Below are 12220 nucleotides of genomic sequence, written 5' to 3' on the forward strand. Positions count from 1 at the left end.
TATGAGCAACTTTGAATTTCTTATCCCCGAATTCAAAACCCTATCTGAGCCGGCCAAGGGCGCGGAACAGTTGGTGTACTCCGACCCGCGTGCATGCTGCATGCGCACCCGCCATGCCCTGGAACAAGCGGTGCATTGGTTGTACGAGCATGACCGCGACCTGCGCATGCCTTACGACAATGGCCTTAACCTGCTACTGACTCAGATTGAGTTCGTGCGCCTGCTGCCGCCGCAGATCCATCAGAAGGCGCGGCTGATTCAGAAATTTGGCAACCAAGCGGTGCACGCCAATCAGCCGATTAGCTCCAGCGATGCGATGAAGCTGGTGCGCGAGCTGTTTCATCTGTTGTTCTGGCTGGCGCGAACCTACACCCGCGCCAGCGACCCGAAGAGTATCGACGCGGCGTTCGACGAACAGTGCGTGCCGAAACTGGTCAGCGTTAGCGATGCGGCGGCCTTTACCCGTGAAGAGCTGAAGAAACAGGAAGCCAAGTTCCAGCAACAGATTGTCGCCCAGCACGGCACCCTTGAAGCCCGCGAGGCGGCGATTGCTGAGCAGGCCGCAAGCTTAAGCGAGCGTGAAGCGCTGCTGGCCAAGCTGGATGCTGAGCTGGTTGCCACCCGTGCGGCGCTGGCCCAAGCCAAGGCCGCCAATATCGCCGTGCCGGACAGCCATGATTACGACGAGGCCGACACCCGCCGTTTGTTTATCGACGTGCTGCTGCGTGAGGCCGGTTGGGAGCTGGGCAAAAACGCCGACGCCGAAGTGCCGGTCAGCGGTATGCCCAACGCGCAGGGCGAGGGTTTTGTCGATTACGTGCTGTGGGGTGCCAACGGCAAACCGCTGGCGGTGGTGGAAGCCAAACGCAGCCTGAAAGACCCAGACGTGGGGCAGCAACAAGCCAAGTTGTACGCCGATTGCCTAGAGGCCGAGAAGGGCCAGCGACCGCTGATTTTTTACACGAATGGCAACCACACCTGGCTGTGGGACGACCGCCGTGCGCCGCCACGCGAAGTACAGGGTTTTTATACCCGCGATGAGCTTGAGTTGGCGATTCAGCGGCGCAGCCTGCAAAACAAGCTGAACGAGCTGCCGATCAATAGCGAGATTGTTGAGCGCACTTATCAGCACCGGGCGATTCGGGCGATGACTGAATCCCTCAGTCAGGGCCGCCGCGCGGGTTTGCTGACCATGGCCACCGGCACCGGCAAAACGCGGATGTCGATTGCCCTAATTGAGCTATTGATGCGCGGCAACTGGGTTAAGCGTGTGCTGTTTTTGGCTGATCGGGTGGCCTTGGTTAATCAGGCAACCGGCGAATTCAAAAAGCATTTGCCGGACTCCAGCCCAGTCAACTTGGTGACCGACAAGAACGGCCAGGGCCGGGTGTACCTGTGTACCTACCCGACCATGATGGGCTTGATTGAGCAGATGGAAGGCGACCGTCGTAAGTACGGCGTTGGCCACTTTGACTTGATCGTGATCGACGAGGCGCACCGCAGCGTATACCAGAAGTACGGCGCGATCTTCCGTTACTTCGACAGTTATCTGGTCGGCCTGACCGCCACTCCACGTGACGAAGTAGATCGCGACACTTATCACCTGTTTGGCCTGGAAACCGGTGTGCCGACTGATGCCTACGGCCTGAATGAGGCGGTGGAAGATGGCTATCTGGTGCCACCGACGGCGTATTCGGTGCCGATCAAGTTTGTTCGCGAAGGCATCCGTTACGACCAGCTCAGCGATGATGAAAAAGAGCACTGGGAGTCGCTGGATTGGGGCGACTACAGCGCCGAGGGTGATGCGCCCACCGAGGTGCTGGCGTCTGAGGTCAACAAGCAACTGTTCAACGAGCCAACCGTCGACCTGATGCTCAAACACTTGATGCAGAATGGCCTGAAGGTAGAGGGCGGCGACAAACTCGGCAAGACCATTATTTTTGCGGTGAATCAAAAGCACGCCGAATTTATCGCCCGACGCTTTAATCATCACTACCCGCACTTTAATGGTGAGTTTGCGCGGGTTATCACCCATGCCGTGAGCTATGCGCAGACCCTGATCGATGACTTCAGCAGCAAGCTCAACAAGCTGCCGCAGATCGCCATTTCAGTGGACATGCTCGACACCGGCATCGACGTGCCGCAGGTGCTGAATCTGGTGTTCTTCAAAGCGGTGCGCTCGAAGGTGAAGTTCCTGCAGATGATCGGCCGTGGCACGCGGCTGTGCCCGAACTTGTTTGCGCCAGGCGAGGACAAGCGTGAGTTCGCCATCTTCGATTTCTGCGCCAACTTCGAATACTTCAACGAAAACCCCAAGGGCGCATTGGGTGGCGTGGCCGAGCCGCTGGGCAAACGCTTGTTCAAGGCGCGGTTGGATCTGCTGGCGTTGTTGGCCTCGAAGAACGTTCGCGAGCCTGGGGTGCTGGCGGAAACCAGCGGTCAGTACGATGCCTTTGTCGAGATGCGCACGGAAATAACAAACGAGTTGCACGACGAAGTCGCAGCGATGAACCAGGACAACTTCATCGTACGTACCGAGCTTGAACACGTGAGCCGCTTTGCCGAGCGTGACGTGTGGAATGCACTGGATGAGGCGGCGCTGGGCGATCTGCGTAGCCACGTCGCCGGCTTGCCGAGTGAGCGCGCGGCTGAGCACATCACCGCCAAGCTGTTTGATCTGGTCTGCTTGAACCTGCAACTGGCGTTGTTGCGTTCGACCAGCGACTTCATCACCTATCGCGACAAGGTGGTCGAGCTGGCCAGCCAGTTGGAGGTGATGGAGAGCATTCCGGCGGTGCATGCCGAGCTGGCGTTACTGCAGGACGTGCAAACCGATGAATACTGGCAGGACATCCGTTTGCCGATGCTTGAGCAACTGCGCCGGAAAATGCGCGAGCTGATCAAGTTTATCGAGCGCCGCCCAAGTAACCCGGTGTACAGCGTGCTGAGCGATGAGATTGGTGAGCCGACGGTGGTCAATCTGAAAGACTTCAACACCGGTATCAACCTGGAGCAGTACCGGAAAAAGGTCGAAGCCTATATCCGCGCCAACGAGAACCATGTGGCCATCGCTAAGCTCAAATTCAACCGACCGCTGACTCCGAGCGACCTGAGCGAGCTGGAGCATTTTGTCTACGAGTCGGAGCCGGTACAGAGCCGCGAACAGTTCGAGCAGTGCTATGGCGCTGACCAGCCGCTGACCTTGCTGATCCGCTCATTGGTAGGCTTGGACCGCAACGCTGCCAAAGAGGCTTTCGGCCAATTCCTCGACGAGAACCGCTACAGCAGCCAGCAAATCCGCTTTGTTGAAATGATCATCGAACGCCTCACCCGGCAGGGCGTGATGGAGGCCGGGCAACTCTACGAGCCGCCGTTTACTGCGCTGCACCACGAAGGATTGGACGGTGCGTTTGGCGACGCTGATGCCAACGCGATTGTTGCGGTGATCGCCGCTATCAAACGCAGTGCGGCTGCGTGATGGTGAGCAAGGCACACTTCCAGGCTGTTTATTATTTTTATGTTGAGCTTTCTGCACGGTGCGATTCTGAATCGCCCCCTCAAGTCACCCCCTAAGTCGCGGAGCTGCTCAAACGTCCATGAGCCGGTCAGACAAACCAAGCAGCGGTCTGTAGTGCTACTAGCTGACGGTGCTGGGTATTCATGCAAAAAATAAAGGACCGAGTCCAATGTGAGCTTTCACATTGGACTCGGTCTGAACGTTAGTGGCCAAACAGATAGGCACTTGGTTTTAAGGCTTGCTTCAGTAGCTATCCAAGTAGCGCACAAGCCAAAGCTGCGGGCAAAAGTGCGTTTCCAAAAAGCCTAGATACCGCGTCAAGCCGGGTGGCTAGGATGCGACTTCCTAACCACCCTGCAGGACTGACACCAACCAGGTGGCCTTAGCCGTGCATGTGTCCGAGAAGCTCCGCGTCAATAATGTGCTGATGGCCCAGGTACAGAACAACACCATGGAACAGGCGATGAAAGCAGACCTACCCGCACGCGCGATTCAGGCCATTGCCGGGGCGATGAGCAGCCACACCAGCATGGCGACCAAACTACTCAGCGATGAGTCGACGCGGGGTGTGTTCTTGATGGTGGTGTATGAGTTGTTGAAAAGGGATGTAGGGGCGGAGTTGTTCAGCTCAGCTAGGTGACGTCGCCTGTTACGACCCCAAAAATAGTTGCTCATAGGGAAGACGAAGCGTCTCTATGAGCATGGTTATCTCAGTGACCCTCGCGAATACCGACCGGTTTATAGTTCGCGTCGTAGCAAATCGGATATTCGCATGTTCCTCCGTCGGCTTCGACCTCGCTGGGATCTAACGCTGGCAGATACTTGCCCAGTTCAGCCACGGGGACCTTTTTGCCATTGATAGAACAGTCGTCATCCATTCGCGGGTTGCACCATGCTTCTTTTATATCTCCGTTGATTTTGGGCGGAGTGCCGACCGTCGCAGATACGTCCTTCTTCCATTGCGCAAAGCCACCGTGGTAGCGGTTGTCCATTTCCTGAGCAATGTACTGGTCAGGGAGCCCTGCGTTCAGATAGAACTCATGTAGTTTATTTCCCGCCTCGGCATAAGTAACAGCTTTGCCGCCGAAAGCTGGGCCAGTTTTATCAAGGTATGCGACAGCCCTGCCGTCAGTGCTTTCCCCAATGTAGTACCAGATAGATAACAAGAATGGGATTTCCATAGGCCAGTTGCCTACCTCGCCATTGGATACGCGGCAAACCCCGCGCCGACAGGCACCTGGGATCTGGTTGGTATACCGGACGCTTTGTTGCGTCGTGCTGTCAAATATATCGACATGACGGGCAGTGCCCAGCCAGATACAAATGAGGGATTCTTTTCCCGTGAAGTTAGGTTTGATCGTGCACGGAATTGCCTGAGGAAGCCCTTTTGGGCTGGTCTCATCCGGAAAGAAGATCCCACTTCCTTGGTAAGGTGTTATGGCGTTGGCGGCATTTGCCGCAGCCATAAGTGCTATAGCAACAGCTATATGTTTCATGCTGATTTCCAGTTAGGTTCTAGGGGATGAGCGCGGTATCTACTTTTATAGACGATCTTTAGCTTCTTCGTTGCGACGCGGAATTTGATGCGGGGGATTTGATCGGAGCGTGTGCAGCAGTTTGAGCAGACGGTTCAAGATCCAGCACGCCAGGACTACGGCGATCAGCAACGGCGGAAAACGCAGCATCAGCAGAATGCTCAGAACCAGTGCTCCAGCCGCAGCCAGTGCGCCGATGAAGATGAACAGGCACAGAAGAAATCGAAGCAAGACCATGACGGTTCTCCGAAAGAGCCCGACTGGCCGATAGGCTCAATCGGGGGTAGTGGTCAGCTGGCTGATGAGGCGAGCACTTCCAGCTTGCCGGCCAGTGAATTGGGGTTTGGTAGTGGGGCTTCGCCTTGGGTGTTGATGGATGCTGTATCCGGGTTGGAAAAGAACTCCTCGATCACCACACCGCTATCTTCTTCGCTGTCCTCGAACGCACCGTTGCCGAAACCACGGCGGGCGGCCTCATCCAGCGCAACCTGATCGAAACCGGCTGCCTGCAGTTGTGCGTCCTGTTCGTTGGCGGTCAGCAGTGCCTCGGCCATGTCCATACCGCTGCGCACCGTCAGATCTGCGTAGAAGATCGGCGTGCCATGGCTTTGCCGGGTGGACTTACCGCGCAGGCGTAACTCCAGCGGCAGGCACGCCAGCCGATTGCCCGATATGGCCTGGAAGTAATGCAGGCGTGCGGCCAGGGTGCGGATGCTGTTGAAACCGGTGGTGCGGAACACGAAGCTGCCTAACGGATCATCATCACCGATCAGCACATTCAGCCGACCATAGGGCTTGCAGGCACCACCCTTGGCCAATGGACATTCATCCGGCGAAGGGCAAGGCAGTGACTGCATACCGTCCTGGGTAACACGCTTGCAGGTTTCGCCGTTGCCCACGCACAACGGTCGCCCAGACTGCCGATCAAACAGCGTGTAGTCGGCGCGAAAGTTCAGCTCTGGTTCGTTGAATAGCAGGCGTACCGGGATGCTGCGTAGTTTGTCCTCCTGGTTTTTACGCAGCTCATCATTGAGCGGGTGCAGCAGCCAGCCGTCCTTGCCTTGCACCTGGGAGGTGATGGTGAACTGATCATCCTTTTCCGGCAGGCGTTTGCCGTTCTTTTCGATGACCTTGCCGATAGAAATCCGTCCGAGAACCGGCGGGGTTATAGCGAGACCTTTGAGCATGGTGGTTCTCCTGCAAACGAAAAAAAGGCCAGCCACGCAGCGTTAACTGCATGGACTGGCCAAGGGAGGGAATGGTTGAGATTGGGGGCGTCAGCCGATCAGGAAACGTCGGCTGCCTTCCCGCAGCTTGGTGTAGCGAACCTGCAGGTAGGGCTTATCCTTCAGCATGGTTTCAACATCGAGCAAGTTGCTGCCCTTGGCTTTCTTCCAGCTGATAAAGCCGTGACTGAACTCCGCGCGGGTGGCATCACCCATGGCCTGCTGCAGCATCTGCTTGAGCTGGGCCTCACGGGTTTCTTTCTCGGCAATCGATTGACGCACCACCTTCAGCTCGATGTAAGCAGCGGTTAATCCAGCATGTTTGCTGAGGTCCAGCGTCTGGCCATTGTCTTCCGGGTACAAACAGCGCAGCGCCATGTCCGCTGAAGCAGATCCGTCGGCCGGCGGTGGTGTATCGGTTTCCACGTAGTGCCAGAACTTACGTTCTAGTTCGATCAGGCGGGCAATCATCTGCTCGTCACGTTCGATGCGGTGAATCTCCAGCGCCTGGCCACCCAACAATACAGCCACATCTGCAGCCTGCTTGCCGGTGACGGCGAGCTGGTGCATCACCTGTAACTGCACATACTCCGGCACGCCCTCTTTCCAGAGACGTGCCCCGTTTATGCCGGCGGTCTTGCATTCGAGAATCTGCACATCGTCAGCGCCGATCACTTCGCGGTCGATGTTGGCAAGCATCCACGGCAGTTCAGGATCAGGGTGCTGCAGCACGGCGTTGATGCGTCGCACCTTGTTCTTCGTGCGTTTGCTGTAATGCCAGGCCACGACCGGTTCCAGCACATTACCCCAGTACATCGGGCTTTCTTCATCGTGCGGGTCGGCCTTGGGTAGCGAGGTGTCGCGGCCGGTTTTTTCCATCCACAATTCCAGCTGTGACTTGTACGGATTGAGGCCTACTGCAGCGCCGGCATCCGAGCTGCCGATTCCCTGCTTACGTACAGCTAGCCAATCCTCACGGGGCAATTCCTTGGTGCTGATCAGACGCAGTGCTGGACGTGGCTTGCTGGTGCTGCTGCTGGTGTTCGGTTGAGTCTTCATGATGAGTTCCTTGCAGACATAAAAACGCCCGACCAGCACAAGGCTGACCGGGCGTCATTGAGTGGAGTGAGGGCTAAGCTGCAAGCGTGAGTGCTGCATCCAGTGCGCGCTGCTTGATCTGTGCGCCTTGGCCAAACCAAGCCGAGTCCAAGCGGTATTCAGTGCTGCGTGCACGGCGTTCGTGATCGACATACTCCGTGACCGCGTTGAGCAGACCCCATGCAGTACCGCGCGCCGACTCCAGCTGACTGCCACGGCCACGACCTTCGTAAAGCTCCTGCACTTTGCGCAGGGCGCGCTCGTTGGGCAGTTGCTCGGGTAATTGGCTGTTCGGATTGACGTCGCACATGACGTTCATAAAAAAGCCCATCGCCTCATGCCACTGCACCTTGCGTTCAGCCAGGTGGCGCATGCGGTACATAAAGTCATCCCATTGCGAGACGGCGATACCCAGCTGCTTCTTCACTGCCTGGGAATTGAAGCGCGTGTTGTGCGGCACCTTGATGGCGCGGCTGGTGCCGTCCAGGGCGATTGTCAGGGTGTTGTTACACACCACGCGAACGGTGGTTGGCGTTGCCGTGGTGGCCAGCGTGCCGTCACAGGATGTGGCCAGCAGCAAGTAGCCATTCACCTGGTCATTCCCTTTGATCGACGTGCCTTGCCCGGTGCGTGCCAGCGCCCAGAACTTACGGCCACCCTTGAGCACACCTGCAGTCTCCAGCTCGTAGCCGGAAACCTCGGTGAGATCTCGATAGAACTCCAGCACCTCACGTGGCTGCACGGTGTGATAACGCTGGGAAACTACCGACAGCGGGGCCTTGGTGTCCGAGCGGAACAGCACTTTTTGTTCGGGAAAGGAATGGATCGCACCAAGATGGCCAATAGCATCCGACTTGAAATGCACAGGGCTTTCCTGGATCTGCCAGTCCATACCTGCTTCACGTTGCCAGATTTCGATGGGCTGTTTCTTTGGAAGGTTATTGCCCAGACCGTGCCACGGGGTAGCGCCGACGTAGGCCATTTGTTCGATGAGATGAGCCATGGTTGAGATTCCTTTGGGTGCAGGTCGGCATAAAGCACTGCGCGTTGCGCAGCACCGTCCGGGAGATATGGATAGATAAGCGGTTAGGCCAGATCAGGCCGGTAGGTTGAAGCGGTGACCGCAGAGCAGGCAGAGGTTGTGTGCCAGGACGTGGCGGTCGAGCGTGTCGCCCAGTTGCGCGCCGATCGCACAGCCACCAACCCCGCCGGCCAGGCCACCGAGGATGGCACCAGATACATAGCCAAGCGTGATGCCGAAAGGTCCAGCGATGGTGCCGATGAGTGCACCTGCTTGGCCGCCTGCTAGTGCTGCACTTACTCCGCGTGCAACACCGCCTGCGGTGCCGATGGCTGCGCCAACTTTCATGGCGTGATGGAAGGAAGCAACTTTGGGGGAATGACAGCGAGGGCAGTGCAATGACATGGGTCGAGCCTTCTTAGTTGTGATGTCATTGCTGTGATGTATGGCTGAGATTTCTTCGAATCGAATGAGGGTTCTTGTGCGCTACAGAAGCTTTGAAGAGCCGACATCGGCCAGAAGCGATTCAATTAGCCGTTCCTGCTGGCTGACGTAGCGGGTGACACCGCGGTGGAGCGGTTGGCATCCTTGAGTTGCCAGCGCAGCACCGACGGGACGTTGCTTAGCTCCTTTACGACGTGATCGCGGAAGTTTTTACTGCCTTCGGTGGTCTGGTTAAGGCGATAAGTGAAGGCTGCATGGACCTTTCGGGCTCTTCTCCACCGCAGCACGTGATGCACGGGTGATCTCCCATCACCTGATGGCCGGGCACGGAGATTTACGGTACTTTGTGCTGGCATGAAGCCATATTCACAGCAGGACGCACCTCTACGGCTCGGGCCAATATCTCCTTGCCGTACCGTTCCTGCGAATTCATTTCGTGACAGGAACGACCATGTCAGGCGGCGAAACCGAAAAAATTGCGAGGCTCGCGGAGCTCGTTTCAAACGACATCTTCAACTTCTTCCGATGGAAAAAAGAGGGGCCTGCCAACCTCAACTTCGCCTGTGTGAAGAAGGAAACACACGCGCCCTTGAAGAAGTCTGAGCACACGCACCCGACGGACGTGGTGTTCAAGTACGCAGACCCTTACCTGAACAAAGCCATCTACCTTCATACCGATTTGAAGAGCTATGCGGTTGGCTCCATCACTCTGGACTCTATCAAGAAAGCCCTGAAGTCCCTGGGCAAGACCATCGACTGTGCCCGTGCTTCGCCGGAATGGCAGACGCGTTACCATTTGGCAAAGCGTGAGAAGTATGAAATTCGTGGGATGTTGTTCGTCTATAACCACGATGACGAGTACGACAAGAATTTCTACGATCACTTCAAAGATTACAAGGGCGAGAATCTGCACATCAAAGATTCTCAGCAGGTTCATATCGTCGAGCCTTCATTGATCAATTACCTGAAGACGCTGCAGCTTGATGTGAACACCCTAAGGGCTGAAGGGAAATTCCCGAAGGATAATTACACCTTCTATTACCCTGACCTCATCTTGCACAAGGCTAGTGGTGAATACTGGGATCGTGCGGCCACTGCAGAGCTCATCGCCTCGCCGTATATGATCATTCACCACAAAGAAGTGATCTCGTACTGCGAGAAAGCCAAGGAGCTGGCCGAAACGTATAGCGAAGGCTATCTGATCTATTATCGCCGCGATGGCAGCACCGAGATCGAATTCAGGTACCTCTTTGACGCGCTGTCCAGGTTCCAGATCCTTAACGCGAACAAGAACTTGAAGATCCGAATCAGGGTTGCCAATCGCCACCATCACAGCAGCATCATCAGCAACTTCAATGCGGCCATTAACAGCTATGTGACCGAGTGGGGCGAAGACGAAAACCGCAAACGGAAACTGCAGGCGATCGAACTGGAAATCGTGAATCACGCGGTTCCGAACTATAAGCCCGAAGCGATCGGATGGGAGCGAGACTGACATGAGAATGGGTAGTTTGTACTTTGCATCCGACAAAGCAATCTACGATGCGCTTACACAGCGAAGCCTGACGAGCGCTGAGCTCAGGAAGGTCTTCCTCTCCAGAGGTATCGTGATCTCCAATGAATCGGACAAAAAATTCCTGGCCAATCGATTCAGTGCCCTGTTCCATGACTACTACGACTATCGGAATCTGTCGCTCCTGGTCGGTGGCCGTGACAGTCGCGAGAAAACCACCAACGTGGTCGTCACGACAGCGGTGACTAAAGAGCAGCTGACCGACGCTCTCACCTCCGTCAAGGATTGGCTGGTGGATGACCAGCACGAGCAGGCTGAGGTGGCCGTCCACGGTGATCAGCTCAAGCTCACCGTCAAATACCAGAAGCTCGATCTGAGTCAGGCAGAGTTCCGCCAAGTGGTTGAGAAGACGGCGGAGGTGATTCTTGAGAAGCAGGGCAGTGGTTGGAAGATCACTGGCCCCATGAACGAGAAGTTCAAGGACATCACCGATCAGCTGTATTCCCAGATCGAGATCATAACCGATCAGGACGTGGCGACCCGAACCATCTCCCTGGAGGCAATCCCTGATGCGAGCATCAGGACGAATTTTCTTCGCAGTTTGATCCGCAATCTCAAGGACATGGAGGTGGTCGATGTGGTCGACGTCTCCACGTTCAACCCTAAAGATCGAGAAGATGATGACTTGGATCTCAGCGACGATGCGCTGGTGATCGAGGATTCGATTGAGGTTGAGTCAGAAGATGAGGGTGAGGAAGAGGTGGATGGTGACCCTGAAGCCGAACTGGCGAGGCCGCAGCCAGAAGCCAGGATTCACAAGATCATCCGCATCGACAAGGCATCCCTGAAGGGAAAGGGTGTCTTGGAGTCCAAGCAGCTCTTGGAGCTTGAGGGCCACGGTTTTTACCTGTGGAAGATTCGATGGACAGCCCGCGAAAAACTCACAGGGTCAGAGATCGTTCAATTCGAGGCTCAGTTTGGTAACCAGGCCAAGTGCTGCGATTTCTCCTACATCGTCAAAGGTGTCTACAACTACAACAACGGGAAATACACAAAGAACCTAGTACGTGCCGAGCCGGTGTTTGAGCAGAAGCTTAAGCTCCGCTTGGAGGTGGCGGCGCAGAAGACGATAGATGACATCGAAAGGAGTCTGACGACATGAGGTCAAAGCGGCTGAAACTCTGGGTTCTGAACGCTCGCATTGACTTTCAGTCCCTGGTGCATGGGCTTCGGCAGCAGTCGTTCAGCGATCAGAATCGTGTCGGTGTCGAGGCTATTGAGATCAAGGATGGCAAGGCCATCTTTCGGTACCACGAGCAGCGGGATATCACCCAGTCGTTCACGACCCCCCTAGGCGAAACCGTCGAATCGAGTTACTCGACGTTCATCAGCTTCGACATGATGTTCGAAACGCTTGGGCCTGATCGGTATTCGATCTGCATGGGTTCGCCACCGAAGGATTTGAAACCGTTCGTGGAGCTCATCCGAGCTGCAACCGGGACGAGCTTCGCGCTGGAGATCGTGAAGCCGGACATCTCTGCAGTCTATCAGCAGCTCAAGGCTGACAAGCGCTTCACGAGAGTCATGGCTAAACGGATCATTTCTGGAGCGGTGACGTTTGATATCGAAAGCAGCTACCGGGTCGATATTGCGTCGACGGGGAACGCGATGACGAAGTTGTTGGAGATCACGGGTGGCCGCGCGGCCCTGATCGACAAGATTAAAATCGTCTACACGTACGACTCAATACCTGTTCAGATTGAGCTCTCGCGCTCAGGTTCAATTGCAGTGTCCTGGGACGATGAGGAGCATTTGCACCTGCTGACAGGTCTCTTGATCCGGTAGATATGAAGAGGCTTCGAGAGG

Annotated in this window: 11 protein-coding genes; 5 read left to right on the forward strand and 6 right to left on the reverse strand. The window is 56.1% G+C overall.

The annotated features are described in order from the left end of the window. Position 1: 1 nt before the first annotated feature. The gene (locus AACY13_RS09930) at positions 2 to 3478 is read left to right on the forward strand and encodes a DEAD/DEAH box helicase family protein (protein WP_339461143.1); all 3477 of its coding nucleotides are present in this window, start codon (positions 2 to 4) and stop codon (positions 3476 to 3478) included. Positions 3479 to 3905: 427 nt separating this feature from the next. Further along, entirely contained in the window at positions 3906 to 4157 is a 252-nt protein-coding gene (locus tag AACY13_RS09935) for a hypothetical protein (protein ID WP_339461145.1), read from the forward strand. 70 nt (positions 4158 to 4227) lie between these two features. On the opposite strand, the gene AACY13_RS09940 is transcribed toward AACY13_RS09935, so the two are convergent. The 6 genes from AACY13_RS09940 to AACY13_RS09965 form a co-directional block, all read right to left on the reverse strand. Further along, positions 4228 to 5013, reverse strand: a complete 786-nt coding sequence (locus AACY13_RS09940; RefSeq protein ID WP_339461146.1) for a hypothetical protein — start codon at positions 5011 to 5013, stop codon at positions 4228 to 4230. A 45-nt stretch (positions 5014 to 5058) separates the two neighbouring features. Further along, complete coding sequence (locus AACY13_RS09945) at positions 5059 to 5289, reverse strand: hypothetical protein (RefSeq protein ID WP_339461148.1); 231 nt, start codon at positions 5287 to 5289, stop codon at positions 5059 to 5061. 53 nt (positions 5290 to 5342) lie between these two features. Continuing rightward, positions 5343 to 6239 carry a recombination directionality factor gene (locus AACY13_RS09950; RefSeq protein ID WP_339461150.1) on the reverse strand — a complete coding sequence of 299 codons (897 nt, stop codon included), beginning with the start codon at positions 6237 to 6239 and terminating at the stop codon, positions 5343 to 5345. Between the two features lie 90 nt (positions 6240 to 6329). Beyond that, the gene (locus AACY13_RS09955; RefSeq protein WP_339461151.1) at positions 6330 to 7337 is read right to left on the reverse strand and encodes a YqaJ viral recombinase family nuclease; all 1008 of its coding nucleotides are present in this window, start codon (positions 7335 to 7337) and stop codon (positions 6330 to 6332) included. A gap of 73 nt (positions 7338 to 7410) precedes the next feature. Beyond that, positions 7411 to 8379 (reverse strand): DUF932 domain-containing protein, encoded by a 969-nt coding sequence (locus tag AACY13_RS09960; protein ID WP_339461153.1) that lies wholly within the window; start codon positions 8377 to 8379, stop codon positions 7411 to 7413. A gap of 93 nt (positions 8380 to 8472) precedes the next feature. Beyond that, a complete protein-coding gene (locus tag AACY13_RS09965; RefSeq protein ID WP_339461154.1) occupies positions 8473 to 8802 on the reverse strand; it encodes a hypothetical protein in 330 nt (109 codons plus the stop codon). A 490-nt stretch (positions 8803 to 9292) separates the two neighbouring features. Here AACY13_RS09965 and AACY13_RS09970 point away from each other — a divergent pair, with 490 nt between their 5' ends. Genes AACY13_RS09970 through AACY13_RS09980 form a run of 3 tightly spaced genes read left to right on the forward strand, consistent with a single transcriptional unit; the run spans position 9293 to position 12199 of the window. Continuing rightward, positions 9293 to 10336 (forward strand): hypothetical protein, encoded by a 1044-nt coding sequence (locus AACY13_RS09970; protein ID WP_339461156.1) that lies wholly within the window; start codon positions 9293 to 9295, stop codon positions 10334 to 10336. 1 nt (position 10337) lies between these two features. Next, entirely contained in the window at positions 10338 to 11516 is a 1179-nt protein-coding gene (locus AACY13_RS09975) for a hypothetical protein (RefSeq protein ID WP_339461158.1), read from the forward strand. Next, positions 11513 to 12199 carry a hypothetical protein gene (locus AACY13_RS09980; RefSeq protein ID WP_339461160.1) on the forward strand — a complete coding sequence of 229 codons (687 nt, stop codon included), beginning with the start codon at positions 11513 to 11515 and terminating at the stop codon, positions 12197 to 12199. The genes AACY13_RS09975 and AACY13_RS09980 overlap by 4 nt, the downstream gene beginning before the upstream one ends. Positions 12200 to 12220: the final 21 nt, after the last annotated feature.

The sequence above is a fragment of the Pseudomonas sp. EA_105y_Pfl2_R69 genome (genome assembly GCF_963970915.1).
Taxonomy (GTDB): Bacteria; Pseudomonadota; Gammaproteobacteria; order Pseudomonadales; family Pseudomonadaceae; genus Aquipseudomonas.

What these genes read in the sequence shown, in the direction of transcription:
- AACY13_RS09975 (WP_339461158.1), top strand. Translation starts at nt 10,338, where the DNA reads ATGAGAATGGGTAGTTTGTACTTTGCATCCGACAAAGCAATCTACGAT.
- AACY13_RS09940 (WP_339461146.1), bottom strand. Translation starts at nt 5,013, where the DNA reads ATGAAACATATAGCTGTTGCTATAGCACTTATGGCTGCGGCAAATGCC.
- AACY13_RS09980 (WP_339461160.1), top strand. Translation starts at nt 11,513, where the DNA reads ATGAGGTCAAAGCGGCTGAAACTCTGGGTTCTGAACGCTCGCATTGAC.
- AACY13_RS09950 (WP_339461150.1), bottom strand. Translation starts at nt 6,239, where the DNA reads ATGCTCAAAGGTCTCGCTATAACCCCGCCGGTTCTCGGACGGATTTCT.
- AACY13_RS09965 (WP_339461154.1), bottom strand. Translation starts at nt 8,802, where the DNA reads ATGTCATTGCACTGCCCTCGCTGTCATTCCCCCAAAGTTGCTTCCTTC.
- AACY13_RS09970 (WP_339461156.1), top strand. Translation starts at nt 9,293, where the DNA reads ATGTCAGGCGGCGAAACCGAAAAAATTGCGAGGCTCGCGGAGCTCGTT.
- AACY13_RS09955 (WP_339461151.1), bottom strand. Translation starts at nt 7,337, where the DNA reads ATGAAGACTCAACCGAACACCAGCAGCAGCACCAGCAAGCCACGTCCA.
- AACY13_RS09930 (WP_339461143.1), top strand. Translation starts at nt 2, where the DNA reads ATGAGCAACTTTGAATTTCTTATCCCCGAATTCAAAACCCTATCTGAG.
- AACY13_RS09945 (WP_339461148.1), bottom strand. Translation starts at nt 5,289, where the DNA reads ATGGTCTTGCTTCGATTTCTTCTGTGCCTGTTCATCTTCATCGGCGCA.
- AACY13_RS09960 (WP_339461153.1), bottom strand. Translation starts at nt 8,379, where the DNA reads ATGGCTCATCTCATCGAACAAATGGCCTACGTCGGCGCTACCCCGTGG.